Annotated in this window: 23 protein-coding genes; 11 read left to right on the forward strand and 12 right to left on the reverse strand. The window is 71.2% G+C overall.

All coding sequences use genetic code 11. The annotated features are described in order from the left end of the window. Positions 1 to 139 precede the first annotated feature (139 nt). The 3 genes from ABZT02_RS43405 to ABZT02_RS43415 all read left to right on the forward strand — a co-directional run bounded on the left by ABZT02_RS43405 (position 140) and on the right by ABZT02_RS43415 (position 2,954). Positions 140 to 1,039 carry an amidohydrolase family protein gene (locus tag ABZT02_RS43405; protein WP_356028384.1) on the forward strand — a complete coding sequence of 300 codons (900 nt, stop codon included), beginning with the start codon at positions 140 to 142 and terminating at the stop codon, positions 1,037 to 1,039. Positions 1,040 to 1,069: 30 nt separating this feature from the next. Further along, positions 1,070 to 1,510 carry a VOC family protein gene (locus ABZT02_RS43410; protein WP_356028387.1) on the forward strand — a complete coding sequence of 147 codons (441 nt, stop codon included), beginning with the start codon at positions 1,070 to 1,072 and terminating at the stop codon, positions 1,508 to 1,510. Positions 1,511 to 1,832: 322 nt separating this feature from the next. Then, positions 1,833 to 2,954, forward strand: coding sequence for an SGNH/GDSL hydrolase family protein (locus ABZT02_RS43415; protein WP_356028390.1), 1,122 nt, complete (start codon positions 1,833 to 1,835; stop codon positions 2,952 to 2,954). 18 nt (positions 2,955 to 2,972) lie between these two features. Here the strand turns inward: ABZT02_RS43415 and ABZT02_RS43420 are convergent, their stop codons facing one another. Further along, a complete protein-coding gene (locus ABZT02_RS43420; RefSeq protein WP_356028393.1) occupies positions 2,973 to 3,893 on the reverse strand; it encodes a hypothetical protein in 921 nt (306 codons plus the stop codon). Between the two features lie 237 nt (positions 3,894 to 4,130). After that, the gene (locus tag ABZT02_RS43425) at positions 4,131 to 4,838 is read right to left on the reverse strand and encodes a TetR family transcriptional regulator (RefSeq protein ID WP_356028395.1); all 708 of its coding nucleotides are present in this window, start codon (positions 4,836 to 4,838) and stop codon (positions 4,131 to 4,133) included. A gap of 169 nt (positions 4,839 to 5,007) precedes the next feature. Between ABZT02_RS43425 and ABZT02_RS43430 the strand changes: the two genes are divergently transcribed. The 5 genes from ABZT02_RS43430 to ABZT02_RS43450 all read left to right on the forward strand — a co-directional run bounded on the left by ABZT02_RS43430 (position 5,008) and on the right by ABZT02_RS43450 (position 12,507). After that, positions 5,008 to 6,513, forward strand: a complete 1,506-nt coding sequence (locus ABZT02_RS43430; RefSeq protein ID WP_356028398.1) for an APC family permease — start codon at positions 5,008 to 5,010, stop codon at positions 6,511 to 6,513. Positions 6,514 to 6,535: 22 nt separating this feature from the next. Continuing rightward, entirely contained in the window at positions 6,536 to 8,188 is a 1,653-nt protein-coding gene (locus tag ABZT02_RS43435; RefSeq protein WP_356028400.1) for an amidohydrolase family protein, read from the forward strand. A 104-nt stretch (positions 8,189 to 8,292) separates the two neighbouring features. Continuing rightward, positions 8,293 to 9,951 (forward strand): NAD-dependent malic enzyme, encoded by a 1,659-nt coding sequence (locus ABZT02_RS43440; RefSeq protein WP_356028403.1) that lies wholly within the window; start codon positions 8,293 to 8,295, stop codon positions 9,949 to 9,951. 499 nt (positions 9,952 to 10,450) lie between these two features. Further along, positions 10,451 to 11,467, forward strand: coding sequence for a LacI family DNA-binding transcriptional regulator (locus ABZT02_RS43445; protein WP_356028405.1), 1,017 nt, complete (start codon positions 10,451 to 10,453; stop codon positions 11,465 to 11,467). A gap of 68 nt (positions 11,468 to 11,535) precedes the next feature. Then, positions 11,536 to 12,507, forward strand: coding sequence for an aldo/keto reductase (locus ABZT02_RS43450; RefSeq protein WP_356028408.1), 972 nt, complete (start codon positions 11,536 to 11,538; stop codon positions 12,505 to 12,507). Here ABZT02_RS43450 and ABZT02_RS43455 read toward each other — a convergent pair. Continuing rightward, positions 12,498 to 14,066: a glycoside hydrolase family 43 protein gene (locus ABZT02_RS43455; protein WP_356028410.1), complete on the reverse strand. Its 1,569-nt coding sequence runs from the start codon at positions 14,064 to 14,066 to the stop codon at positions 12,498 to 12,500. The genes ABZT02_RS43450 and ABZT02_RS43455 overlap by 10 nt on opposite strands. 135 nt (positions 14,067 to 14,201) lie before the next feature. Here ABZT02_RS43455 and ABZT02_RS43460 point away from each other — a divergent pair, with 135 nt between their 5' ends. Next, positions 14,202 to 15,635: a GH1 family beta-glucosidase gene (locus tag ABZT02_RS43460; protein ID WP_356028412.1), complete on the forward strand. Its 1,434-nt coding sequence runs from the start codon at positions 14,202 to 14,204 to the stop codon at positions 15,633 to 15,635. Positions 15,636 to 15,687: 52 nt separating this feature from the next. Continuing rightward, on the forward strand, positions 15,688 to 16,782 hold the full coding sequence (locus ABZT02_RS43465; protein WP_356028469.1) for an ABC transporter substrate-binding protein: 1,095 nt from the start codon (positions 15,688 to 15,690) through the stop codon (positions 16,780 to 16,782). Between the two features lie 57 nt (positions 16,783 to 16,839). On the opposite strand, the gene ABZT02_RS43470 is transcribed toward ABZT02_RS43465, so the two are convergent. From ABZT02_RS43470 to ABZT02_RS43510, 9 genes are all read right to left on the reverse strand, one after another. After that, a complete protein-coding gene (locus tag ABZT02_RS43470) occupies positions 16,840 to 17,193 on the reverse strand; it encodes a VOC family protein (protein ID WP_356028414.1) in 354 nt (117 codons plus the stop codon). 80 nt (positions 17,194 to 17,273) lie between these two features. Further along, complete coding sequence (locus ABZT02_RS43475) at positions 17,274 to 17,705, reverse strand: nuclear transport factor 2 family protein (protein WP_355733696.1); 432 nt, start codon at positions 17,703 to 17,705, stop codon at positions 17,274 to 17,276. After that, on the reverse strand, positions 17,696 to 18,502 hold the full coding sequence (locus ABZT02_RS43480; protein WP_356028417.1) for an MBL fold metallo-hydrolase: 807 nt from the start codon (positions 18,500 to 18,502) through the stop codon (positions 17,696 to 17,698). The genes ABZT02_RS43475 and ABZT02_RS43480 overlap by 10 nt, the downstream gene beginning before the upstream one ends. 38 nt (positions 18,503 to 18,540) lie before the next feature. Beyond that, the gene (locus tag ABZT02_RS43485) at positions 18,541 to 19,152 is read right to left on the reverse strand and encodes a DsbA family protein (protein ID WP_356028419.1); all 612 of its coding nucleotides are present in this window, start codon (positions 19,150 to 19,152) and stop codon (positions 18,541 to 18,543) included. Between the two features lie 124 nt (positions 19,153 to 19,276). After that, on the reverse strand, positions 19,277 to 19,771 hold the full coding sequence (locus tag ABZT02_RS43490) for a MarR family transcriptional regulator (RefSeq protein WP_356028472.1): 495 nt from the start codon (positions 19,769 to 19,771) through the stop codon (positions 19,277 to 19,279). 148 nt (positions 19,772 to 19,919) lie between these two features. Further along, complete coding sequence (locus ABZT02_RS43495; protein ID WP_356028422.1) at positions 19,920 to 20,819, reverse strand: dihydrodipicolinate synthase family protein; 900 nt, start codon at positions 20,817 to 20,819, stop codon at positions 19,920 to 19,922. 236 nt (positions 20,820 to 21,055) lie between these two features. Further along, positions 21,056 to 22,036: an aldo/keto reductase gene (locus tag ABZT02_RS43500; RefSeq protein WP_356028425.1), complete on the reverse strand. Its 981-nt coding sequence runs from the start codon at positions 22,034 to 22,036 to the stop codon at positions 21,056 to 21,058. A 97-nt stretch (positions 22,037 to 22,133) separates the two neighbouring features. Further along, positions 22,134 to 22,334 carry a hypothetical protein gene (locus ABZT02_RS43505; RefSeq protein ID WP_356028427.1) on the reverse strand — a complete coding sequence of 67 codons (201 nt, stop codon included), beginning with the start codon at positions 22,332 to 22,334 and terminating at the stop codon, positions 22,134 to 22,136. 36 nt (positions 22,335 to 22,370) lie between these two features. After that, on the reverse strand, positions 22,371 to 24,479 hold the full coding sequence (locus tag ABZT02_RS43510) for a nitrate- and nitrite sensing domain-containing protein (RefSeq protein ID WP_356028430.1): 2,109 nt from the start codon (positions 24,477 to 24,479) through the stop codon (positions 22,371 to 22,373). A gap of 251 nt (positions 24,480 to 24,730) precedes the next feature. Between ABZT02_RS43510 and ABZT02_RS43515 the strand changes: the two genes are divergently transcribed. Then, on the forward strand, positions 24,731 to 25,471 hold the full coding sequence (locus tag ABZT02_RS43515) for an NAD(P)H-binding protein (RefSeq protein WP_356028433.1): 741 nt from the start codon (positions 24,731 to 24,733) through the stop codon (positions 25,469 to 25,471). Positions 25,472 to 25,495: the final 24 nt, after the last annotated feature.

Here is a 25,495-nt window from a genome sequence, read left to right on the forward strand (position 1 = left end):
CTGGTCATCCTGTTGTTCGTGGTCCTCGGCAACCCGAGCTCGGTGACCTGGTCACGACCGCGGGCCGGAAGCGTCTTTCGTGAGCCGGGATTCGCGAAAAAGGTCGCCGTCCCCCTCACCAGGGACGATCGTGGTCGGCATGAACGATCGTGACGTGGCGACGAACGACGAGGCCGGAGAGATCCGCCGATTCTGGGGAGGACTGGGTCTGCCGGGCCTGATCGACGTCCACACCCACTTCATGCCGGAGCGGGTGCTGCACAAGGTCTGGGAGTACTTCGACACCAACGGGCCGCTCGTCGGCGGGCTGGGATGGCCGATCACCTACCGGAAGGCGGAGGCGGAGAGAACGGCCCTGCTGCGGGGGTTCGGCGTCAGGGCCTTCACCGCGATGCTCTACCCCCACAAGCCCGGTATGGCCGCGTGGCTCAACGGATGGGCGGCCGACTTCGCCGGCCGCACCCCCGACTGTCTGCACACCGCCACCCTCTATCCCGAGCCGGACGTCGAGACCTACGTCCGTGAGGCCGTCGAGGCCGGGGCGCGGGTGTTCAAGGCACACGTCCAGGTGGGCGGGTACGACCCGGCCGACGACCTCCTCCGGCGAACCTGGGGGCTGCTGGCCGAGGCGGGCATCCCCGTGGTGATCCACTGCGGCTCCGGGCCCGCGCCCGGCAAGCACACCGGCCCCGAGCCCATCGCGCGGGTGCTGGCCCGGCATCCGAGGCTGCGGCTGATCGTCGCGCACATGGGCATGCCCGAGTACGAGGATTTCCTCGACCTCGCCGAGCGGTACGACGAGGTGCGGCTGGACACGACCATGGCGTTCACCGACTTCACCGAAGGCCTGATGCCCTTCCCGCGCCGCGCGCTGCCCCGGCTCGCCGCCCTGGGCGACCGCATCCTGCTCGGCTCCGACTTCCCCAGCATTCCCTACCCCTACCTGCACCAGCTCCAGGCCCTGGAACGCCTGGACCTCGGGCAGGACTGGCTGCGGGCCGTGTGCCACGACAACGCGGGAACCTTGTTCGGCGTATAAAACCGGCACGCCACACCAAGGAGACGCAGCATGACGATCCGCCGGATGGACAACGTCCTCATCGTCGTCGACGACCTCGACGCCGTCGTCGCGTTCTTCGTCGAACTCGGCATGGAGCTGGAGGGCCGGTCGCCCGTCGAGGGACGCTGGGTGGAACGGATCATCGCGCTCGACGACGTGCGGCAGGACGTCGCCATGCTGCGCGTCCCGGACGGCCACGGCCGCATCGAGCTGGCGAAGTTCCACACACCGAAGGCGGTCAGCGGGGCACCGAGGGACGCGCCGACCAACACGCTGGGCATCCGGCGCATCATGTTCGCCGTGGAGGACATCGACGCCGTCGTCGCCCGCCTGCGCGCCCACGGCGCCGAACTCGTCGGCGAGATCGTTCGGTACGAGGACGTCTACCGGCTCTGCTACGTCCGCGGCCCCGAGGGCATCATCGTCGGACTGGCCGAGGAACTGGGCTGACCTCCGGGCCTGCCACGGCAATGGAGTTGGGGGAAGGGCCGTCTCGACCTCCCCAGGTGCGACGGCCCTTCCCCCGGGTAAGCATCGACTCTGCTACCCCGAAGATCCGCACTCATGCCCGGCCTGTCACGCCTCGCCCTCGCCGACCGCGTGAAGATGCTTTCGGGAGGGGTTGACGGGCACGCGTGGGACGGTCACCTTGAGACAGCGCCAGGGGTGTGGGAGCGCTCCCGTGCCGTACGGGCCGCGCGGGCCGTACGGGGCATCGGGGGCTGGGCACCGCATCCCGTCCGACCGTCTCCCCACACCCGAGGATGGCCAGATGCAGCCCTCTCCGCCCCGTCGCTTATCCCGCAGAACTCTGGTGACCGCCACCGCCGCCGGCCTGGTCGCAGCCGTCGCCGCCCCCTCGCGGGCGGCCGGCGCCGCCTCGGCCCGGTTCCACACGGTGGGCCGGGTCAAGGCGGCCGCCGACGGGTTCGTGCGGTACAGCTGGCCCGGCATCTACTTCGAGGCCCGGTTCCGCGGCACCGGCGTCGGCATCCTCCTCGACGACTCCGTCAACGACTACGACGTCCAGGTGGACGGCAGGACCGCGGCCACCCTCGTGAGCCCGGGCCGGACCACCGCCTGGATCAGGGGACTGGCCGACACCGAGCACCGTGTCCGGCTCGTCAAACGCACGGAAAGCCCTTGGAGCGAGGGCCGGTTCGGCGGGTTCGTCGCGGCTGCGGGCGGTGCGATTCTCGCGAGGCCCGCGGCCCGGCGCAGGCAGATCGAGTTCATCGGAGACTCCTACACCGCGGGCTACGGCAACGTCTCGGGCACACGTGACTGTTCGGGCAACGGGGGAGTCGACCGGAACACCGACTCCGACCTCTCCTTCGGCGCCCTCACCGCCCGACGCCTCGGTGCCGACTACCAGATCAACGCCTTCTCCGGCCGTGGCATGGTCCGCAACTACAACGGCAGCAGCCCCGGCACCGACTTCCGCACCTACTACGACCGTGCCCTGCTGAGCGTGGAGGGCGACGTCTGGCAGAAGCCGCCCGGCTGGCAGCCGCAGGTCGTCGTCATCGGGCTGGGCCTCAACGACTTCTCCACACCGCTCAATCCGGGCGAGTGCTGGAGTACGCAGGCCGAACTGGTCGCCGCCTACGAATCCGCCTATCACGGCTTCCTCGACACACTGCGCGCCCGCTACGGCCCCAGGACGTTCCTCGTCGTCAGCGCCACCAACCTGGGCACCAGCCCCTTCGCCGAGACCGTCGAAGGTATCGCCCGGATCCGCAGGGCGCGGGGCGACGAGCGGATCGCCCACTGGTACTACGACGACCCCGCCCTGGACCACCTCGGCTGTGACTGGCATCCCTCCGCACAGGACCACCGGATCATCTCCGGCCTGCTCGACGACCACCTCGCCACGCTTCCGCTGTGCTGGTAGCGCACCGGAGAGCGGTGTTCAGCTGATGCAGAGCAGGTTGAGCACGCACAGCCCCGACGGATCGGTCGCGGACGACGACGTGGAAGTCTGCGAAGACTGGGAGTTGTTGGCACCCGTGCTCGTGCCCGTGCTCGTGCCCGAGCCGGTGTTCGTGTTCGTGGTCGTCGTGCTGTTCGTGGCCGTGGACGAGGAGGAGTTCTGCTGCGTCGTCGTGCCGGTCGTGCCCGAGGTCGTGGTGGTCGTACCGGTCGTGCCGCCGGTGTCGGCGCCGGCCGCGACCGACGTCGAGAGCGTCCCCTGGGACTGCGACCGCGAGGCGGTCGTCGCCGTGGGGGTGGGGGAGCCGGCGGAGTCCGTGTGGACCGACGACCGGGACGTGGTGGACGCCGAGTCGGCCGTCCGCCGGTGCGAGCCGGCCTTGGTGGAGGGCGTGGTCGTGGACGCCTGGTGTGCCTTGGCGGGCGTCGACTCGGGCAGGTCGTCGTCCGACGTGGGCAGTTCCGCCACACCCATGGCGCGGTTGTCCGGCGTGGTGGCCGCCTGGGTCCGGGTGTTGGACTGCTGGCTCATCGCGGTGACGGTCAGGCCGCCGCCGACGAGGGCGACGGCGGTCGCGACCACGGCCTTGCGCTGGTTCTTCTTCCAGCGGGCCCGCTGGCGTCGCCGTGCGGCCCGTCCCTCCGCCACCACCGGCGCGTCCGCCACGTCCTCGGACGGGACGTCGGGGCCGGTGGCCGCGTCCTCATGGCTGCCCGCCTCGTGCCACGTGGGTGCTTCGTCCCACGCCGCTGCCGCCGTGCCCGTCGTCGCGTAGACGTGGGCGGGGGGAGCGATGTCCGGGGCGTAGGCGCCGCATCCGGGACACGCCAGGGCGCCGTTGAGATGCCGACGGCACGAGGAGCAGTAGTCCATCTGGTCTTCCTGAGTCGACTGCACCATCGGCCCGATGGCCGTTGGCCGGTCTCGTTCGCACGGAGGATCGAGCCGGAGGCAAAAGTAGCGAGGCTTTCGAAAGGCGGTGTGCAGCCTGTGTGATGCTCCTGCGCAGATGTCCGTGGGGTGCGGTGGGCGCGAGGGGCGTACGTCGTATTCGCGCCACTTGTGCGCCATGTGGCCCTCGGTGTGCGCCCCGATCGGCAGGGTGCCGCGACGGGGAGACGACCGAAACGGAAAGACTCAGCCAGGTGCGGAGCGGCGCGCCGGTGCCCGCGCCGCCAGCGCCTCCAGCAGGAGTTCGACCGCGTCCTCGAACGAGCCGTCCGCCAGCCCCGGCAGCTCGCGGCGTACGACGGTCAGCGCAGGGTACGCCTGCGGGTCCAGGTCCTGGTAGACCTCCCGCCATGCTCGCTGGTCGGCCTCGCGCTGCTGCCGGGGGAGTGCCTGGAACGCCGCGTCCGTGGCGGCGTGGCTGAGCACGGTGTCGATGAAGGCCAGGTACAGGCGGGCGGCGGCGGCCGGCTCGAAGCCCGCGGACAGCAACAGGCCGATCCCGGTGTCCACCGCCCGGATCTCGCTCCCGCGCCGGGTCACCCGGTGGGCGGCGAGGGCGGCCGCCCGCGGATGGGCGAGGTATCCGGCACGCACCCGCAGGGCCATCTCGCGCAGCGAGGCCACCCAGTCGTTCCCGGGGACGAACCCCGCCATCGCCTCGCCGATGATCCGGTCCGCGATGGCGAGCACCAGGTCGTCGGTGTCGTGGAAGTAGCGGTAGAGCGCGGTCGGGTCGCAGCCCAGTGCCGAGCCGAGCCGCCGCACGCTCAGCGCCTCGGAACCGTGCTCGCCGATCAGTCGCAGGGCGGTCTCGACGATCAGGTCCTCGGACAGCAGGACTCCGGAGCGGGTGGGCCGCCGGCGCCGGCGTTCCTCGGGGACACGGGTGGACATGACCGGACTTCCTCTCGCTGGGAGCCCGTCGGCGTAAGGCGGCTCTCGGGTCCCTCAGTGAACGACCCCGGCCGCCTTACGTCAACAGGGTTGACCCAATGTGGACGTCGGCTGTTCCATCACCTCACCGCGCGGCTCTTCCCCGTCTCCCGTCCCCGAGGAGCCCTCCATGTCGTCCGCACCGCCCCTCTCCTCCGCATCGAGCCCGGATCTGCGCCGTTCCCTCGGCGTCGTCGACGGCGTGGCCATCGCCGCGTCCAGTACGGCGGCCACCACGAGCATCGCCATCGGCATGGGCACGATCGCGACCATCGTGGGCCTCCAGGCCCCGGCGCTGCTGCTCCTGGCGTTCCTGCCGGTCCTCGGCATCGCCACCGCCTACGCCCGCCTGAACCGCTCCGAGCCCAACTGCGGCAACGGCTACGTCTGGGTCGGCAAGTCCCTCGGCCCCTGGCCCGGCTTCCTGACCGGCTGGGTCACCCTGGTCGGCTCGGTCATCTTCTGCGCCTACACCAGCGCGATCATGGGCTCGGTCGTCCTGGCCTTCGCGAACAAGGCCGGTCTGCACAGCGTCGCCGGCATCGCCCTCGATCCGACGTCCACCGGCGTCACCACGGCGGTCGGACTCGTGATCCTCCTCGCCCTCACCGCGCTGGCCGTCACCGGGGTGCGGTCCGCCACCCGCTTCCAGTTCGCCCTCCTGATCTTCGAGTACACGGTCCTGCTGGCCTTCTGCGGCTGGGCCCTGGTCACCGGTGACCACGCCCTCTCGCTGTCCTGGTTCAACCCCTTCGAGATCTCCAGCGGCACCGCCTTCGCCCAGGGCATGGTCCTCGCGGTGTTCTTCTTCTGGGGCTGGGACGCGGCGTTCAGCGTCAACGAGGAGACGAAGAGCCCCGGCGACGCGGCCCGCGGCGGCCTCATCGCCCTCTTCGCGATGCTCGGCCTGTTCCTCTTCGCCTCGGTCGCCTTCCAACGGGAGATGAGCCTGGCCGAACTCGTCAGAAACGGCCCCCAGGCGCTCCCGTACCTCGGCGAGAAGCTGGCCGCCGAACCCTGGGCCACCCTGCCCCTGGTCGCGCTGATGTTCTCCGCGGTCGCCTCCGTGCAGGCCACCCTCATCCCCACGGCACGCGGCCTGTTCGCCATGAGCCGCGACCGCACGATGGGACCGGTGTGGACCCGCGTCCACCCGCGCTACGGCACCCCCGCCGCCGGCACGGTCGTCGTGATGGCCATCGCCGGAGTGATCGCCCTGCTCGCCGTCGCGATCCCCAAGCTGAGCGACATGCTGCTGGCCGCCGTCAACGCCATCGGCCTGATCGTCGCCCTCTACTACGGCCTCACCGCGCTCGCCTGCGCCGTGCGGTTCCGCTCCGCACGTCACGAAGGTGCCCGGGAGGCGCTGCTCGCCATCGGCGTGCCCGCCGTGTCAGGCCTGATCCTGCTCGGCCTCGGCGGCTACCTCGGATACTCGTACCTGACCATGAGCGACCACTTCGAACTCAGCCCGGACAACGGCTGGTTCATGTTCTCGCTGCCCGCCGCGATCATTCTCGTCGGCCTCGGCATGGCCGCCGTCGCCAAGTACGTGCGGCACTCGCCGTACTTCAGCACGGGGCGCGGCACCGACGCCGAGTCCCTGACCCTGCCGATGGACCGCACGGCAGTCTGACCCCTCTCTGGAGCTCACTCACATGTCACACACCGCGGACCTCGTCCTCACCGGCGGTCCCGTGCACACCGTCGATCCCGCCCGCAGCCGCGCCACCGCCGTGGCCGTGCGCGACGGGCGGATCGCCGCCGTGGGCCACGACGAGGTGCATCAGCTGATCGGCCCGCGCACCGAAGTCGTCGACCTGGCCGGTAAGTTGCTGCTCCCCGGCTTCCAGGACGCCCATGTCCACCCGCAGGGCGCGGGCCTCGAACTCGGCCTGTGCCACCTCGCGGACACCGTCGACCCGGCCGAGTACCTGCGCAGGATCAGGGCGTACGCAGACCAGAATCCGGACGCCGAGTGGATCACCGGCGGCGGCTGGTCCCTGGAGGCGTTCCCCGGCGGCGCTCCCACCGCCGCGGCCCTCGACGCGGTCGTCCCGGACCGCCCCGTCTTCCTGCCCAACCGCGACCACCACGGCGCGTGGGTCAACAGCCGCGCCCTGGAACGCGCGGGCATCGACGCCCGTACGCCCGACCCCGCCGACGGCCGGATCGAACGCGACGCCGACGGCAACCCCACCGGCATGCTCCAGGAGGGCGCCGTCCACCTGGTGGGAAGGCTGGTCCCCGACCCCACGCCGGAGGAACAACTCGCCGCCCTGCTGCGGGCCCAGGCCGTGCTGCACTCGTACGGCGTCACCGCCTGGCAGGACGCCATCGTCGGCGCGTACGCCAACATGACCGACCCCGCCCCCTCCTACCTCGCCGCCCTCGATCGGGGCCTGCTCACCGCCCGGGTGGTCGGCGCCCTGTGGTGGGACCGCGAACGGGGCGCCGAACAGATCCCCGAACTCGTGGCCCGCCGTGAGGAGTTGAACCGGGACCGGTTCCGCGCGACCACCGTGAAGGTCATGCAGGACGGCATCGCGGAGAACCACACCGCCGCGATGCTCGACCCCTACCTGACCGGCTGCGGTTGCGCCTCGGACAACAGCGGAATCAGTTTCGTGGAGCCGGACGACCTGAGGAAGTACGTCACCGAGCTGGACGCCTCCGGCTTCCAGGTCCACTTCCATGCGCTCGGCGACCGAGCGGTGCGGGAGGCCCTCGACGCCGTGGAGTCCGCCCGCACGGCCAACGGATGGCGCGACACACGGCACCACCTGGCACACCTCCAGGTCGTGCACCCGCACGACATCCCCCGGTTCCGCGCGCTGGGTGCGAGCGCCAACCTCCAGATGCTGTGGGCCGCGCACGAACCGCAGATGGACGAACTGACCCTGCCCTTCCTCGGCGCGGAACGCGGCACACGGCAGTACCCGTTCGCCGATCTGCTGCGTGCGGGCGCGACCCTGGCCGCCGGCAGCGACTGGCCGGTCAGCAGCCCCGACCCGTTCCAGGCCATCCATGTCGCGGTCAACCGGATCGCACCCGAGGCCCCCGAGGGCACCCCGGAGTTCCTCCCGGAGCAGCGCCTGGACCTGGGCACCGCCATCGCCGCGTACACGGCGGGCAGCGCCTACGCGAACCACCTCGACGACATCACCGGCAGCATCGCGGTGGGCAAGTCGGCCGACCTCGTCGTCCTCGACCGCGACCCGTTCGCGGGGCCGCCCGAGGAGATCTCCGGTACCCGTGTCCTGCAGACCTTCGTCGAAGGGCGGCGGGTCCACGCGGCGCCGGACGCCTGAGGGGTGGACTCCCCGTCACCGGAGCCGGTGATTCCGATGTCCGGGGACGGGGCAGTAGAGATGCACCGCAACCGTCCCTGATGCCCGTCGACCCGAGGAACACCATGGCAACACCGCGCTCCGACCGTGTCCGAGGAACCGCCCTGCTCGCCGACCCCCTGCTCAACAAGGGAACCGCCTTCAGTCCCGCGGAGCGCGCCGAACTCGGCCTGGACGGGTTGTTGCCACCGGCGACGGAGACGCTGCAGGAGCAGGCGGACCGGGCGTACGAGGCGTTCCTCGGCTACGACAAGCCGCTGAACCGGCACATCTACCTGCGCCAGCTCCAGGACACCAACGAGGTGCTCTTCTACGGTCTGCTCACCCGGCACCTTCAGGAGATGCTGCCGGTCGTCTACACCCCGACGGTCGGCGAGGCCTGCCGCCGCTTCAGCGAGATCTACCGCAGGCCGCGCGGTCTGTTCCTGACCTACGAGGACCGCCACCGCTTCCGGGAGATCCTGCGCAACCGGCCGGGCGGTGAGGTCGACGTCATCGTCGTCACCGACGGCCAGCGCATCCTGGGCCTGGGCGACCAGGGCGTGGGCGGTATGGGCATCCCGATCGGCAAACTCAGCCTCTACACCGCGATCGGCGGCATCCACCCCGCGCGCACCCTCCCGATCCTCCTCGACGTGGGCACCGACAACGAGCAACTGCTCGCGAACGAGCACTACCTCGGCCGCCGGCAGCACCGCGTCACCGGGGACGCCTACGACGAGATGATCGAGGCGTTCGTCTCCGCCGTGGAGGCCGAACTCCCCGGCACCCTGCTCCAGTGGGAGGACTTCGCGACCGCCCACGCCCGCCCGATCCTGGGCCGCTACCAGGACCGGCTGCTGACCTTCAACGACGACATCCAGGGCACGGCGGCCGTGGCACTGGGCGCGCTGACCACCGCCACGAAGGTCGCCGGAGCATCCCTGACCGACCACCGGATCGTGGTTCTGGGCGCGGGTTCGGCGGCCATCGGGGTCGCCGACATGATCCGCACCGCACTCGTGCAGGAAGGCCTGTCCGAGCAGGAGGCGGCCGGCCGGTTCTGGTTCGTCGACATCGACGGCCTGCTGGTGCGGTCCCGCACCGACCTCACCCCCGAGCAGCGCCTCTACGCGCGCGACGACGCGGAGGTACACCAGTGGGGCGGGGACGCGCCCGACCTCGGCCGGGTCGTGGGCGAGGTGAAGCCGACGGTGCTGATCGGGCTGTCCACGGCGCACGGCGCGTTCACCGAGGAGATCGTGCGGACGATGGCCGACTCCTGCGACCGGCCGGTGATCCTGCCGTTGTCCAACCCGACCTCGAACGCCGAGGCCGACCCCGCCGACCTCGCCCGCTGGACCGACGGCAGGGCCCTGATCGCCGCCGGATCGCCCTTCCCGCCGCTCAAGGTGGACGGCCGCGAGGTGCCGGTGGCGCAGGCCAACAACGTCTACGTCTTTCCCGCCGTCGGCCTGGCGGTCACCGCCTGCCGGGCCACCCGGGTGACCGACCGCATGATGGTGGCGGCGGCCCGGGCCGTGGGGGAGTGCGCGGTACAGGCGGGCACCGATGGGGCCACCCCGCTGCTGCCCCCGCTGGCGAGCATGCGGGACGCGGCCCGCGAGATCGCGCTCGCGGTGGCACAGGCCGCCGTCGAGGACGGCGTCGCCCCCGAGGCCACGGAGGCCGAGCTGCGCGAAGCGATCACGAAGGCCCAGTGGACACCGCGCTACACGTCCTGAAGGCCACGGGGCCGGGGAACCGCGTGGGCGAAGTGCCGACCGAACGTCTGTCAGGCCTGCCGGTGCGGAAGACGCGGCCGCCCGTGCGCTGATCACGAGCCGTCCCCGCTGTGACGCCGGAAGCGGAGGAGTGTCGCGCGCAGTTCTCCGGCGCCGCGACGAGAGGCGCGACCCTGGCCAGGTCGTCCGGTCCGTCGGCGGGCGATTGTGACGCGGCCCTGCCCCACGCTCCCGGCGGCACCCCCTACGCCGACCCCCATTGCGGCTCCCTGGCCTTCTCCTGCGTGTCGGCGACGAAGCCCGGCGACTCCACCCCCACGTGGCAGTCGAGCTCCTCGCCCCGGACGACCTGGCCGCGGCCGGCCGGATGGCGGTGGCGTCACGCGACGGCCTGACGGCGCCGCAGGGCTCCTGAGGCGAGGAGGTGGCCGGAGCCTGTGGCAGTATCGGCGACGGGCGTGAGGCCGCCTGCTGGGGTCGAGGGCAGAGGACGAGTGACATGGACCGGCCGCCGGGCATGATGGACGTGGCCCGGGAGGCCGGCGTCTCGCACATCACCGTCTCCCGTGTCGTCAACGGCCATCCATCGGTGCGGCCGGAGACCCGGACCCGGGTCGAGGCGGCGATCCAGAAGCTGGGATACCGCCGCAACAGCGTCGCCAGGGCCCTCAAGAGCCGTCGTTCCTCGACGATAGGCGTGGTGATCGTCGGGTCGGAACTGTTCGAGTTGCCGCGCATCCTCCTCGGGGTGGAGACGGCCGCCAAGCAGGCCGGTTACTGGGTGAGCCTGGCCAGCCGGCAGGGCGAGAGCACCACCGGTGACCTCATGGAGACGGTCCAGCGGCTGATCGACCAGGCGGTGGAGGCGATCGCGGTCGTCGCCGACCGGCCCGACGCGGTGGAGGCGTTGTCCGGCCTCTCCCTCGGGGTGCCGGTGGCGGTGGTGATGTCCGGCAACGTCCCCGACCCCCAGCTGAGCTTCGTGGAGGTCGACCAGGAGCTCGGCGCCCGGCTCGCGGTCCGGCACCTCCTCGGCCTCGGACACCGTGACATCGCCCACCTGACGGGGGCGCTGCGTACCTTCGACGCCCGGGCCCGCCTCGACGGCTGGCAGGCCGAACTCACCGCCGCGGCAGCCCGAGGAGCCTTGCTCGAAGGCGACTTCGGCGCGGAGAGCGGGTTCCGCCTGGCCCACGAACTCTGCGCCGCCGACAGCGGCCTGCCCACCGCGGTCTTCGCGGGGAACGACCAGATGGCCATGGGCGCGCTGGCCGCCTTCGCCGAGCGGGGCGTGAAGGTGCCGCACGACGTGTCGGTCGTCGGCTTCGACGACATGAAGGGCGCCGGATACCTGGTACCCGCCCTGACCACGGTCCGCCAGGACTTCGCCCACCTCGGCAGCAGCGCCATCGAGCTGCTGGTGCGCAGGGTGGGCGGGGAACCGGCTCAGCGGCAGAAGATCACGCCGCAACTCGTCGTACGGCGCAGCACCGCCGTACCCCGCGCGGATTCCTGAAGCGCGTACCCGTTCGAAGAATCCGCTGCCCCGCGCAAAGGGCCTCACCCAAGGAGTACGAACAGCACATGCGTTATCGCGAACTCGGCAACACCGGACTGACCGTGTCGGAGATCGGCTACGGCGCCTGGGGGCTGGGCCAGGGAGCCTGGGTCGGCGCAGACGACGACTCCGGCGTACGCGCCCTGCACCGCGCCCTCGACCTGGGCGTCACCTTCATCGACACCGCCCGGGCCTACGACCGCAGCGAGCGCATCGTCGGCCGTGCGCTCAGGGAGCTTCCGGGCGGCGGCGACGGCGTTCACGTGGCGACGAAGGTCGGACCCAGGGTGCCGGTCTCCCTGGCGTCCAGTGGACTGGACCCCATGGAGGTGTTCCCGGGCTCGCATCTGCGCGAGAGCCTGGAGACCAGTCTGCGCGAACTCGGCCGCGACCACGTCGACCTCCTCCAGCTGCACACCTGGGAGGACGAGTGGACCGGCCACGGTGACCTGCTGGAGACGGTGGACGCCCTCAAGGAGGAGGGCAAGATCAGGTTCTTCGGGATCTCCGTCAAGGACCACCAGCCCGACAACGTCCTCACCGTGCTGCGCACCGGCGTCCTGGACACCGTCCAGGTCATCTACAACGTCTTCGAACAGGCCCCGTCCGACGTTCTGTTGCCGGCCTGCGAGGAGTACGGCGTCGGCGTGATCGTCCGTGTCGCCCTCGACGAAGGCGCCCTCACCGGTGCGATCCGTAAGGGTGTCACCTTCCCCGAAGGGGACTGGCGCAACTGGTACTTCAGGGAGGACCGGCCCGCCCACGTCCAGCAGCGCGTCGAGGCGATCCTCGCCGACCTGGACATCAACGCCGACGAACTCCCGTCCACCGCCCTGCGGTTCGCTCTCGCGGGGCAGGCGGTCTCCACGGTCATCGTGGGCATGCGGTCCCTGACGAACGTCGAACGCAACGCGGCGATCGCGGACGCCCCGCCGCTCACCCCGCGGGAGCTGTCCGTGTTGGCCGGGCACCGCTGGGCGAAGAACTTCTACAGCTGATCGGTCTCCGTGCCCAGGGCAGGGCGGGGCCCGTACTCGAACCACCGCACAAGGGCCTCCCCCTGCCCGGCCCCGGCGTCGCCGACGCCGTACAGGCCGATGTGGACGCCGACGAACCCACCCGCGCGCTCCGTGCTGAAGAAGGGCCGCTCGATGCTGCCCACGGTGCTGTCCCCGACGTGGAAGGTGTAGCCGGCCTCGTCGCCTGCCACCGCGAGGACGGCCTCGCCGTCGGTCACGGGGACGGCCGCGACACGAGTGGCGGTGCCTGCCTCCACAGCGGTGAGGACGACCTGTCGCGTTCCGTCGGAGTCGACGGTGAGCGCCAGGGTGGCGTGCCGGCGGTGATTCTGGAAGACGACCAGCCCCGCCTCCTGTGTCGGCGCCGCGGCGCGGAGACGGATCCGGGCGGCGGCGCGCATGCGCAGATGCTGCTGACGGCGTACGACGAATGCGGGGGTTCCGGTCGAGGTGAGGGGTTCGGGGGAGAGGCGAATCGTCAGGCCGCCTTCCCCGGCCGAGGGCGAGACGAGATGGTCGACCGGTCCGCGCAGGCTGTTCCATTCAGGGCCGAGCGACGGGCCGGTGAAGTAGTCCCGCACGGGCGCCTCCGGGGCCGAGGGCGCCGCGACGGCCCCCGCGGGCAACCGTTCCCAGAGCCTCACCCGGCCGGTGTCCGGCGCGAACACCGGCCCCCGAGCGGTCCATTCGACCGGGACGAGGAACACCTCGCGGCCCAGCGTGTGCGTACCGTCGACCGGCCGCGTCCCCAGCGCCACGGCCCAGGTCTCACCGGCGGGCGTGTCGACGAGGTCGACATGACCGACGTTGTGGATCGGCTCCGCCGCACCGCGGTGGCGGTGGGTGAGCAGCGGGCTCCTGGGGTCGGTGGAGTACGGGCCGGTGACGGCGTCGGCGCGGGCCGCGGTCACGGAGTGATGGTGTTCGGTCCCGCCCTCCGCGCCGATCAGGTGGTACACCCCGTCCCGCTTGTACAGGTGCGGTGCCTCCACCCAGGCGCCGCGCATCGCGCCGTACCACAGGGCATGGGTCGGGCCCGTCAACTCCAGTGCGGCGAGGTCGAGTTCGCGCATCCACAGCTCGCCCGGGCCCGTCACCTCCGGCTCGGCGGCGTCGCGGCAGGCGGTGAACCAGCAGCGGCCGTCGTCGTCGAAGAACAGGGACGGGTCGATGCCCTCCGCCTCCAGGACGACCGGGTCCGACCACGGTCCGGCGGGGTCGGACGCCGTGAAGAGGTACGTGGTGCTGCCCCGGCGGCCCCGCGCCAGGGCCACCACCACGTAGAAAGTGCCCTCGTGATGGCGGATCGTGGCGGCCCAGAGGCCGTCCGAGACGTCGAGGCCGGCCAGTGACACCTGCGAGGGGCGGTCCACCACATGTCCGAGCGGTGACCAGTTCACCAGGTCGCGGCTGTGGCACACCGGGAGCCCGGGATAGTACGCGAACGACGACGTGACCAGGTAGAAGTCCTCCCCGACCCGACAGATCGAGGGGTCCGGACGGCTGCCGGCGAGAACGGGGTTGGAGAAGGTCGGCACGGGCGCACTCCGGGGCGGACGGGGTGGGAGCGGGATCGGTCGCGGTGAAGGCCTTGACAGCTTGTTAACGTTAACATCACCGTGGTTCCCGGACACCACCCCCCAGCCCCTGGTCATCACCGGAAAGCGACCCGCATGTCGACAGCCCAGCCCCTGTCCTTCCCCGCCCACTTCCTCCTCGGCTCCGCGACCGCCGCCTACCAGATCGAGGGCGCCGCCGACGAGGACGGGCGCGGCCCCTCCATCTGGGACACCTACTCCCACACGCCGGGCAAGACGTGGAACGGCGACACCGGGGACGTGGCCGCCGACCACTACCACCGCCTCGACGAGGACCTCGACCTCATGGCGTCCCTGGGACTGAAGGCCTACCGGTTCTCCATCGCCTGGCCGCGCATCCAGCCCACCGGCCGGGGCCCGGTCAACCCCAAGGGACTGGACTTCTACAGTCGGCTGGTCGACGGCCTGCTCCAGAGGGACATCGCCCCCGTCGCGACCCTGTACCACTGGGACCTGCCGCAGGCCCTGGAGGACCAGGGCGGCTGGACGAACCGCGCCACCGCGTTCGCCTTCGCCGACTACGCCCGTGTCGTCGGCGAAGCCCTCGGTGACCGTGTGGCGATCTGGACCACGCTGAACGAGCCCTGGTGCTCCGCCTACCTCGGCTACGGCGCCGGCGCCCACGCCCCCGGCCGCAGCGACGGTGCGGCGGCGCTCACCGCGGTCCACCACCTGAACCTCGCCCACGGGCTCGCGGTCCAGCAGCTCAGGGAGGTCACCACCAACGACCCGCAGTACTCGGTCACCCTCAACTTCCATGTCCTGCGCGGTGAGGGGGACGGCGCCGAGGAGGCCGTACGCCGGATCGACGCGCTGGCCAACCGCTCCTTCACCGAACCCCTGTTGCGCGGCCACTACCCGCAGGACCTCCTGGAGGACACCGCGGCCGTCACGGACTGGTCGTTCGTCCAGGACGGTGACCTCGCCCTGATCCACCAGCCCCTGGACCTGCTCGGCGTCAACTACTACGCCACCACCAGGGTTCGCCTGTGGGACGGTGTGGCAGCGCGTCAGAACAACGACGGGCACAAGGACATGGGCGGCTCCGCCTGGCCCGGCTCACCCCAGGTCGAGTTCGTCGCCCAGAAGGGCCCGCACACCGCCATGGGCTGGAACATCGACCCCGACGGCCTCGAAGAACTTCTGCTGGACCTGCATGCCCGGTTCCCGGACCAGCCGCTGGTCATCACCGAGAACGGAGCGGCCTTCGAGGACCACCTCACCACCCGCCCCGACGGCAGCCACGCCGTCCACGACCCGGAGCGCGTCGACTACCTGCACCGGCACTTCGTCGCCGCCCACCGGGCGCTCGCCGCCGGCGTCGATCTGCGCGGGTACTTCGTGTGGTCGCTGATGGACAACTTCGAGTGGGGTTACGGGTATTCGAAGCGCTTCGGCATCGTCCACGTCGACTACGAGACCCAGCGCCGCACTCTGAAGGACAGCGCCCTGTGGTACCGGGAACTGGCGACGACGGGCAGCATTCCGGCACCGGGAACGAAGGAGTAGCCCGACACGGCGACCGCCCATGGGTTGCCCGGCGGCGAGGGGCATGGATGCAATGTCGGGCATGATCACCCAGATGCGCCCGCCACAGCCGGTCCGGATCGGCGCTCTCGTCCCGCTGACCCGGCCCGGCTGGGTGGAGGCGGGCCGCCACCTGCTCGCCGGACTCGAGCTGGCCGTGGCGGAGGTCAATGACACCGGAGGGATCGGCGGGCGGCCACTCGAGCTGGTGGTCCGGGACACCGCGGCCGATCCGCAGCGGGCCACGGCGGCCGTGGACGAACTGGCCCGGCTGGGCGTGTCCGCCGTGGCGGGGGAGTACCACAGTGTCGTCGCCCGCGCCGCCGCCGCCAGGGCCGACGCCCTCGGCCTGCCGTTCCTCTGCTCGTCGGCGGTCATCGACGCGCTGACCGAACGGCCGACGGACTGGGTCGCACGGCTCCCCCCGCCGCAGTCCCACGGCTGGCAGGTCTACGCGGACTTCCTCCTCGGAGCGGGCCACAGCCGCATCGCCGTGGCGACCGAACCGAGCGTGTACTGGGCAGCGGGGTTCCGCATTGTGCGGGACCATCTCGCTCCACGCGGTGGAACCGTCATCGAACTCGACGTCCGGGCCCCCGAGAGCGTGTGCGACCGACTCGTCGACCAGCGCGCGACGGCTCTCCTCCTCCTGGTCGGCTTCCCCCAGCCGGCCGTGTCGATCGTCAGGGCCGTCCGCCGCGACCAGCGGCTCGCCGAGATCCTGATCGGCGCTCCGGCCGGGCAACCCGAGTTCGCCGAATGGGCGAGATCGTTGGGCGACGACGGTGCCGGGATCCCGTTCCTGCGCTATCTTCCCGAGCGCCTCGGTCCACTCGGTGCACGGGTCGAGGCGGCCCTCCGTGAGCGGCTGGCCGCGGCGCCCTCCTTCGTGGCCTTCGAGGGCTATGACACGATCGCCGTCCTCGCCGAGGTGCTGCGTTCTCACGGGACGGACCGGGCGCGCATCGCCGCGTCCTGGCCGCGTGTGTCAGTCGACGGCACTCGCGGGCAGATCCGGTTCTCCCGCACGCCCGGTAGCAGCGTCTGGCAGTGGGATCGGACGCCGGTCCAGGTCGTCGACCGGGATCCGGCGGAACCCGGCCGCTTCCGGTTGCGGCACGTCGTTTGAGAGCTCCGCGCCGGGGCTGCGTCCCTCCCGCCCTCGGAGAGCCAGGGCTTCGGCCGGTCAGGCGGGCTCCCACAGCTCGATGCGATGACCCTCGGGGTCGGTGACCCAGCCGAATCGGCCGACCCCCTCCATGTCCTGCGTCTCCTCGGCCACGTCCGCTCCGCCGGCACGCAGTTGCGCGAGCATCGCATCGAGGTCGCGGACCCGGAAGTTGAGCATGGTCTGCTGGGTGCGCGCCCCGAAGTAGTCGGTGCCGGACTCGAACGTCGCGAAGACCGTGGGCCCGGCCTCCTGCCGCCACATGGCGTTCTCGTCGACGTCCAGGCCCAGGCAGTCGCGGTACCAAGCGGTCAGCGCCGCGGGGTCGGCGGCCCTGAGGAAGTATCCGCCGATTCCAAGTACACGTTCCATGCCGGCCATCCTGCCAGGCGGGCGGCCCGGCGGACCGGCACGTCACCGATGCGCGCACGGTGACGTGCCGGTGTCGGACCTCAGGCCGTCATCGCGTCCCGCACCAGAGCCGTGTCGACGAATTGTTCGAAACGCACGATCAGTCCGCCCCGTACGACGAAGTGGTGCGCGACGCGGACGTCGATCCGCTTGCCCGTGGCCTTGTTGGCCGCGGTGTAGCGGGCGAGGACGACGACGTTCTCGCCGTCGACGACATAGGTGTCGTCGTGGGCGGTCCAGCCGTCCCAGTCCTTGCCGAGCCGTTCCATCACGTTCGAGGTGACCCCGTCGGGGGTGCGGTAGGTGCCGGCCAGGGGGAAGCCGGCCATCTCGGTCCACTCGACGTCCGGTGCGAGGGTGGCGCGCAGGGCTTCCAGGTCTCCGGCGGCGGAGGCGAGGTACTGACGCCGTACGACGTCAGCGGGTGCGGTGGAGGTGGCGAACCCGGTGGACTCGGTCATGGTCAGCCCCACTTCATCTCGCCCTTGGCGACCTTCGCACCGATCTGGGCGGCGATCAGCATGCCGTTGTCGGGGTAGCGCTCGACGAGTGCCTCGGTGAGCGCGGCGCCGTCGGCGGCCTTGGTGAGCTCCTCTTCGAAGGCGAGGAGGTAGTCGCGGGTGGCGGTGATGGCGGAGGCGTCGGCGGGGGTGCCGGGCAGACGGTGGCCGGGGACGACGAGCCGGGGGTCGAGGGCGGCCATCTCGTCGAGCAGGCCGATCCAGGCGGCGCGGTCGCCGGGGGTGGGGGTGTCGGCCACCCAGACGTGCTCCTGCTGGAAGAGCAGGACGCCGCCGAGCAGGGCGCGGGACTCGGCCTGCCACAGGTAGTGGCGGTCGGGCAGGTCGGCCGGGCCGCCCTTGAGCTCGAAGCGGTGGCCCTCCAGGGTGAGGTCGCCGGTGAGCGGGGTGAGGTCGACGAGGCGGGTGGGCAGGTTGGGGCCCAGCGCCGCCCAGGCCTTGAGCTTGCCCTCGTAGGAGTGCTGGATGTGCTCGATGACGAGCGGGGTGGCGACGAACTCGGCCTCGGGGAAGGCGTCGGCGATGACCTCGGCCCCGAAGTAGAAGTCGGGGTCGGCGTGCGAGACGAAGACCGTGGTGAGTGTCTTGCCCGAGTCGAGGATCTCGGCGGCCAGGCGGTGGCCGTCGGCGCGGGTGAAGGCGGCGTCCACCAGCAGGGCCTCCTGCTCGCCGGTGACGAGGGTGGCCGTCTTGTTCTTGCTGCCGGCGGGGAAGTCGAGGTCGAGGATCTTGAAGTCGAGGGCACTCATGATGGGGCTCCTAGCTCTCGGAGAGGGGGGTGAGGGGGTCAGGAGAGGCTCGCGAGCCGCCGGTCGATCTCGTCGGCGGTGGCGCGGCCGCGGGCCAGCGGGAAGACACGCTCACCGTCGACGGCGAGCAGGGTGGGAAAGCCGGTGACTCCCAGGTCGGCGGTGCGGCGGAAGTCCGCCTCGGCCTCGGTCTGCGCCTCGGGTGCCTGGAACGCGGCGACCACGGCCTCGGCGTCGAGCCCGGCGGCCGCGGCCAGATTCCGGTAGGTGGCCGGGTCGGACAGGCTCAGGCCGTCGACGTAGAAGGCCGTCTGGAGGCCGATGGCCAGTTCCACCGCACGCTCGGGAGCGGAACCGCGCAGCGCGGCCACGCCGCGGGCTGCTGCCTCGGAGTCCATGACGAACGAACCGTCGGCGATCAGCCGCTCGTAGCCCTCGCCGAACTCGGCGCCGGTCAGCTCCGCGATCTGGGCGTTGGCCCCCTGGACGTAGCCGAACTCCCGGATCGGAACCCGGCGGCCGCCGGTGAACAGTCCGCCCGAGACGACCTCGACCGGTAGTTCGGGGTGCCGGGAGACGACCTCGCGCAGCGTGGGCGAGAAACCGTGGGACCAGCCGCAGTAGGCATCGAAGACGTGGACGAGCTTCATCGAGGACCTCGGGGGACGTGGCGCCCGCCTGGTGCGGACGCTCACCCGTGAAAACATTATCTGACGCGTCAGATATTTCGTTATGGGAAGGGCCGGTCGAGTGACGCGCCTCACAGTGTGCCGCTCAGGGCAGCAGTGGCAGCGAGTCCCTGGCCGCGTGGCTGAGGATGCGCAGGTCCTCCGCGAAGCGTTCCCGGTGGGCCGCGGGCAGGGGCTCCAGGAAGTACCGCCGGATGTTCTCCACGTGCAGTCGGGAAGCGCGTACGGCGGTCTCCTCACCCTGGGGCGTCAGGGTCACCAGGCGTCCGCGCCGGTCGTCCGGGTCCGTGACGCGCCGCACCAGCCCCGCGGCCTCCATCCGGTCCACCAGCCGCGTCGCCCCGCCCGTGCTGAGCACCTGTTCCTGGCCGATCGCCCGCATCGACAGCCCCGGCTCGCCCGCCCGGCCCAGGATCAGCAGCACCTCGTACATCAGATGGCTGATCCCGCACTCCTCCTCCATCCGCCGGCCCAGGATGTACTCCAGCCGGCCCGCGGCGCCCTGCAGCCGCCCGAACGCCAGGACCAGCGCGTCGTCGGCTGCCTCCTTGGCGGTCGTGATCTCCCTCTGTGCGTCCAGCTCGCCCACGGCACCTCCGTATGTTCCTAGAGGCGGAACCTATCGCGCCTGATCGTGTCGGGGCGGGTCTGTCGGTTCCTGCTCCGCGCGCTGGTCAGGTACGACCGACGAGGGCGGCCACGGTCCCGCCGGGTGTCGCGGCCCGTCCTCATCCGTCCCTCCCCAGTTCCAGGTCGTCCAGTACGGCGACCAGTTCCCGCCGGGCTTCGGTGGGCAGGCCCTGTAGGGGCAGCGGCAGGTTCGGCTCGGCGGCGAGGCCCAGGTGGGCCGCGGCCGCCGACATCACGCGGAGACCGCCGTACCGGCGGATGAACCCCCACAGGGGTTCCAGTCGCCCGGACCGGGCCGTGGCCTCCTCGACGTCACCGCGCCGGGCGGCCCGGGTGAGGGCGAGAGCGGTGCGGGGGAAGAGGCCGCCGGTGACCGAGTACCACGTGTCGCAACCGGCGTTCAGGCCGTCGGCCGCGGCCCAGTCCCCGCTCACGCCGACGGCCACGGTCTCGGGGACGAGGGCCCGCAACGACGCGACACGTCGCCTCGCGGCGGCCGGACCGTCGGGCACCGGAGGGATCTTGATCGCGGCGACGTGCGGCAACTCGGCGATACGGGCGTGGAGTTGGTCGGTGAAGTGGACATGGGTGGTGCGGGGGTTGTCGTACACGCACAGGGGGACCGAGAGTTCGCGGGTGACCTGCTCGTAGAGGCCGAACACCTCGTCCTCGGTGAGGGCCTGGTAGGTCATCGGGGCGAGCAGGACCGCGGACGCGCCCGCCTGTTGCGCGTCCTCGGCCAGCGCCAGCACGTCGGACGTGCGCAGGGCGCCGATTCCCACCATGACCGGCACCCCGTCGGCGGAGTCGACGGCGATCCGCGCTGCTCCGGCGCGCTGTTCGCGGGACAGATAGGCATAGTTGCCGGTCGAGCCGAGCGCGCCGATCGAGTCGACCCCCGCCTCGGCCAGACGCGAGACGAGCCGGGCGTAGGCCTTCTCGTCGATGCCCGACTCGTCGGCGGGAGTGAGGGGAAAGGCGCTGAGGCCGGTGAACATCGCGGGAAGTCCGTTCCGTAGGGGGCAGTTGTCCGGTCAGCCGCCGTGCGACCGGTCGACGGCGGCAGTGAGGTCGGTGGCGAAACTCCCGTGCCTGCCGCTCGGTGAACGTCGACGTGGTGATCCGGAGGGCCTGTCCGTGTGCGACGAGCTCACGGCACGGGTGGCCGGAGTGCCTGTGGCGTACACGCGGCGCATGCTGCCCACGGGTTCAGGTGGTCGGGTACGGGCGTGCATCACGTCACGGGCGCCCGCTCGTCCAGGAGCCCTTCACCCCGCAGGTCGTCCCAGAGCTGTGCCGGGATCTCCGCGCCGAACGCCGCCGTGTTGCCGCGTACCTCCTCCGCCGTACGCATGCCGACGACGATGCCCGCGACCGCCGGGTGCCGGAGCGGGAACGCCATCGCCAGCTGCGGGAGGGTCACCGCGTGGGCCTCGCAGACGTCGGCGATGCGATGCGCGCGTTGCACCAACCGTGGTGCGGCGGGGGCGTAGTCGAAGGTGCTGTTCTCGGTGGGGCGGGCCGTGGCGAGCAGACCGGAGTTGAAGACGGACGCGGCGAGGACCGAGACCCCGCGGTCCGTACAGGCGGGAAGGAGTTCGTCCAGGGCGCTGTGGTCCAGGAGCGTGTAGCGGCCGGACAGCATCACCACGTCCACGTCCGACTCCCTGACCAGACGGGTCAGTTTGCCGGGGTGGTACATGCCCGCGCCGATCGCCCCCACCACGCCCTGCGCGCGGAGTTCGGCGAGGGCGGGGTACCCGTCGCGCAACGCGTCCTCGAAGCGCTCCTCCGCGTCGTGCAGGAACAGCACGTCGATACGGTCCACGCCCATCCGCTCCAGCGAGTCCTCCACGCTGCGCAGCACGCCGTCCCGCGTGAAGTCCCACACCCTGCGGTGCGTGGCGGGCACCGCGAAACTCTCGTCCATACGGCCCGCCGGGTCCTGCGGGACCAGCAGTCGACCTACCTTCGTCGACAGGGTGAACTCCTCGCGCGGCCTGCTCCTCAGCAGGGCGCCGGTGCGGCGCTCGGAGTGGCCGATGCCGTAGTGCGGGGAGGTGTCGAAGTAGCGGATCCCGCTGTCCCAGGCCGCCTCCAGGGCGCCCGCGGCCGTCTCGTCGTCCAGCGGTGCGAAGAGTCCGCCGAGCGGACCGCCACCGAAGCCGAGCTCCGTGACGTGCACATCGGTCTTCCCGAGCCGGTTCCGCCTCATCCACCGTTTCCTTTCCTGCCGCGGCTGTCGCGCGATCATCCTGTCGTGGCGAGCGCTCGACGGCCAAGGCGTTTTACCGGCGCGAGGCACCCGTGGGTCACAACGCCCGTACAGGTACGTCGACTTGGTGCGCGTAGCCGACGGGAAAGCATCGGGCGTCGGGCTCCCTGAGCCCGGTGTGCCGGACGACGTCTGCCTGTTCGAGGAGGGGGTCGTAGGCCGGGTGATGCCAGTCGGGCAGGGCGGAGCGGTACTCGGCCGCAGGGACGACGACTTCGAGGCCGCCGGCGCCGAGCACCGCCTGTGCCTGGTCCGTCGCGACCCGCCCAGTCGCCTACCTGCCGTTCCAGGCATCGAAACCGCGGGCGGTGGCCTCGGGGAAGCCGGGGTCCGCGAAGGTCGCCAGGGCCATGGTGTCGATGTCGGACTCCGCTGCCGTGCCCCGATAGGTGATCGTGTCCGGGAGCATCGCCAGCGCGGTCGTGCCCTGTCCCCCCTCGGACGGGCGCAGCTGGACGCGGATGCCGTGCCGGTCCGCGAGCCGGCTGACCACGTACAGACCCATGCGCTGGGAGATCGCCACGTCCACGGTGGGCGGGTCGGCCAGATGGTGGTTGATGTCGGCCAGCTCCTCGGGCGGCAGCCCGATGCCCCGGTCGTGGATCTCGACCATGATCCGGCCGTCCGGCAGCCGGGCCGCGGTGACCCAGACCTGGGACTGCGGCGGCGAGAACGTCGTCGCGTTCTCCAGGAGTTCGGCCAGCAGGTGCACCAGGTCGGTCACCGCGCGGCCGTGGATCTCGGCCTCCGGGATCCCCGACAGCTCGACCCGCTCGTACTGCTCGACCTCCGAGGCCGCGGCGCGGATCACGTCGACCAGGGGCAGTGGCTGGTCCCACTGCTGGGCGGGGGTCTCGCCGCCGAGGACGAGGAGGTTCTCGCCGTTGCGGCGCACCCGGGTGGCGAGGTGGTCCAGCTTGAAGAGGTTCTCCAGCTGCTCGGGATCGGCCTCCTTGCCCTCGAGACCGGTGATCAGGGCGAGTTGGCGCTCGATCAGCGACTGGTTGCGGCGCGCCAGGTTGCTGAAGATCGTGTTGATGTTGGCGCGCAGCAGGGCCTGTTCGGCGGCGAGCCGGACGGCCTCGCGGTGCACGTGGTCGAAGGCGCGTGCGACCTCGCCGATCTCGTCCGTGGTGGTGATGGGGATCGGTGTGACCTGGGCGTCGACCCGGCCCGGGATGGCCCGGGTGAGCTGGGTGAGCAGCGCGGGCAGACGCTGCCCGGCGATCTCGTGGGCCGAGGCGCTCAGCCGGCGCATGCTGGTGCTCATCGTCCGGGCCACCCAGGCGGCGAGCAGGAAGGCGACGAGGACCGCGGTGAGCACCAGAACGGCGTTGATGACGGCGTCGTTGCGGGCGTCGTCGGCGATGTTGTGGGCATCCGCCAGCGCGCTGTCGGTGAGGTACACCTCGACACTGCGGTAGGCGTCGAAGCTGAGGGTGGAGGCGGCGAAGAACGTCTCGGGCGTGATGCCCTGCGCGGCGAGCTGCGCCGCCGACTTGCCCGAGGCGATCTCAGCGGCCGTCTTCTCCAGGGTCGGCGGGGCCACGAAGGTCTTCCCCGCCGCCTCGGCCTGCGTCCGGGCCTCGGCGGCCTGCTCCTCGCCCTGCTTCTGCGCGTCGGACAGCGCCTTGCGCAGCCGGGTCATGTCCCCGGCGGTGCCGGCGCCGGCGTACTCCTGGAGCGCGACCTGTTCGAGATAGACGTAGGAACTGAACGAGCCGAGCTGGAGCTGGAGTTCGCCCGGGGCGAGCTTGCCGCGGTCCTCCACCAGGAGGTGGGTGCCGATCGCCCGGATCAGGGACTCGGCGGCCTGGGTGAGGGAGACGGCGTAGAGCGTGCGGCCGAAGCTCGCCTGGTTGCTGCTGCCGAAGCCGAGCTCGTTGGAGATCTCCATCAGCGGGTGCTGGACGGCGTGGTAGCTCTCCTCGGTCTGCACGCCGGTCAGCCGCGAGGTGAAGGCGTTCGCGCGCACGGACGCGAGCTGCTTCTCGCCGATGCGGACCAGTTCGACCCGGCGCAGTAGTCCGGCGGTCTGCGGCATCCGCTCCACCGCCTCGTCGAACTGCTTCGCGTCCGCGTCGGTGACCGCGCGGGCCTTCGCGACCACGCTCGACGTCCGGTCGCCCTTGACCAGGGGGATGACCGACACATCTCGTTCGTCGATGGCGTCGCTGGCGTACCTGTTGGCCGCCTGGACCAGTTCCGCCACGCGGACCGCGTCGTCGGCGTCCCGCCAGGTGTCGACGGAGCGCTTGACGCGTATGCCGCCGAGGACAAGGGCCACGATCACGGGGATGAGGAGGATGGCCTGCAGTTTCCTGGCCACGCGCCAGTTACGGGTGCCCCATCCCCGGCGGGTGGCGGTCGGTGTGTTCGACAAGATGGCCTCACGGTTCTGGTTCGCCTCGCGTCCTGCACTCCTAACAACGCGGCGCACAGGGGTGGTTGTTCAGATCGGGCCGCCGGACGATTCGGGGAGAGGTACGCAAGATGAACGGTTCTGGCCAATTCCTAGCATCGCGTCCTCACTTTTGACCGGCCTTTCATCGAAGTGGAGGTCGCCCGGGTGTCACAGATTCCGTCGCTGTCCTGTCCTGCTGAGGGAATTTTGAACACGCAAGGGAGACAGAGATGAAGATCGTCGTCATCGGAGGTACGGGCCGGATCGGGTCGCAGGTGGTGCGTCTGCTCCAGGACCGCGGTCACGAGGCCGTGGCGGCCGCGCCCGGCACGGGCGTCGACACCCTCACCGGGGAGGGCCTGGCTCAGGTGCTCGAGGGCGCGGACGTGGTCGTGGACGTGGCGAACTCCCCGTCCTTCGAGAAGGCGGCCGCCCTCGACTTCTTCACGCGCGCCATGCGGAATCTCACCGCGGCCGAGCGTGAGGCCGGTGTCCGCCACCACGTGGCGCTCTCCATCATCGGCGTCGACGAGGTGCCCGAGCTCGGCTACTACCTGGCCAAGGTCGCCCAGGAGGAGGCCGTGCGCGCGAGCGGTGTGCCGTTCAGCATCGTGCGGGTCGGGCAGTTCTTCGAGTTCATCGCGCCGGTGATGGACCTGACCACCCAGGGCCAGGAGGTGCACCTGCCCTCCACGCGGCTGCGCCCCATCGCCGCCGCGGACGTCGCCCACGTCGTCGCCGAGACGGCCCAGGGCGAGCCCGTGAACGGCCTGCGCCTCAAGGCAGGACCCGAGGTCCACCGTCTGGACCGGCTCGCGGAGATCACCCTGGCGGCGAAGCCGGACGGCCGCACCGTCGTCACCGACGAGAGCGCCGGGATGTTCGCGGGCATCCCCGACAGCGTCCTGACCGGCGACGACACCGTGGAGACCGCGTCCACCCGCTACGAGGACTGGCTCAAGCAGAACTGACCCCGGCCGGCGGACCGAACCGGT

It is taken from the genome of Streptomyces sp. NPDC005402, from assembly GCF_040606575.1.
GTDB lineage: Bacteria > Actinomycetota > Actinomycetes > Streptomycetales > Streptomycetaceae > Streptomyces.

Coding starts and splice junctions, on each gene's coding strand:
- ABZT02_RS43405 (WP_356028384.1), top strand. CDS start 140: ATGAACGATCGTGACGTGGCGACGAACGACGAGGCCGGAGAGATCCGC.
- ABZT02_RS43410 (WP_356028387.1), top strand. CDS start 1,070: ATGACGATCCGCCGGATGGACAACGTCCTCATCGTCGTCGACGACCTC.
- ABZT02_RS43415 (WP_356028390.1), top strand. CDS start 1,833: ATGCAGCCCTCTCCGCCCCGTCGCTTATCCCGCAGAACTCTGGTGACC.
- ABZT02_RS43420 (WP_356028393.1), bottom strand. CDS start 3,893: ATGGTGCAGTCGACTCAGGAAGACCAGATGGACTACTGCTCCTCGTGC.
- ABZT02_RS43425 (WP_356028395.1), bottom strand. CDS start 4,838: ATGTCCACCCGTGTCCCCGAGGAACGCCGGCGCCGGCGGCCCACCCGC.
- ABZT02_RS43430 (WP_356028398.1), top strand. CDS start 5,008: ATGTCGTCCGCACCGCCCCTCTCCTCCGCATCGAGCCCGGATCTGCGC.
- ABZT02_RS43435 (WP_356028400.1), top strand. CDS start 6,536: ATGTCACACACCGCGGACCTCGTCCTCACCGGCGGTCCCGTGCACACC.
- ABZT02_RS43440 (WP_356028403.1), top strand. CDS start 8,293: ATGGCAACACCGCGCTCCGACCGTGTCCGAGGAACCGCCCTGCTCGCC.
- ABZT02_RS43445 (WP_356028405.1), top strand. CDS start 10,451: ATGGACCGGCCGCCGGGCATGATGGACGTGGCCCGGGAGGCCGGCGTC.
- ABZT02_RS43450 (WP_356028408.1), top strand. CDS start 11,536: ATGCGTTATCGCGAACTCGGCAACACCGGACTGACCGTGTCGGAGATC.
- ABZT02_RS43460 (WP_356028412.1), top strand. CDS start 14,202: ATGTCGACAGCCCAGCCCCTGTCCTTCCCCGCCCACTTCCTCCTCGGC.
- ABZT02_RS43465 (WP_356028469.1), top strand. CDS start 15,688: ATGTCGGGCATGATCACCCAGATGCGCCCGCCACAGCCGGTCCGGATC.
- ABZT02_RS43470 (WP_356028414.1), bottom strand. CDS start 17,193: ATGGAACGTGTACTTGGAATCGGCGGATACTTCCTCAGGGCCGCCGAC.
- ABZT02_RS43480 (WP_356028417.1), bottom strand. CDS start 18,502: ATGAGTGCCCTCGACTTCAAGATCCTCGACCTCGACTTCCCCGCCGGC.
- ABZT02_RS43485 (WP_356028419.1), bottom strand. CDS start 19,152: ATGAAGCTCGTCCACGTCTTCGATGCCTACTGCGGCTGGTCCCACGGT.
- ABZT02_RS43495 (WP_356028422.1), bottom strand. CDS start 20,819: ATGTTCACCGGCCTCAGCGCCTTTCCCCTCACTCCCGCCGACGAGTCG.
- ABZT02_RS43500 (WP_356028425.1), bottom strand. CDS start 22,036: ATGAGGCGGAACCGGCTCGGGAAGACCGATGTGCACGTCACGGAGCTC.
- ABZT02_RS43515 (WP_356028433.1), top strand. CDS start 24,731: ATGAAGATCGTCGTCATCGGAGGTACGGGCCGGATCGGGTCGCAGGTG.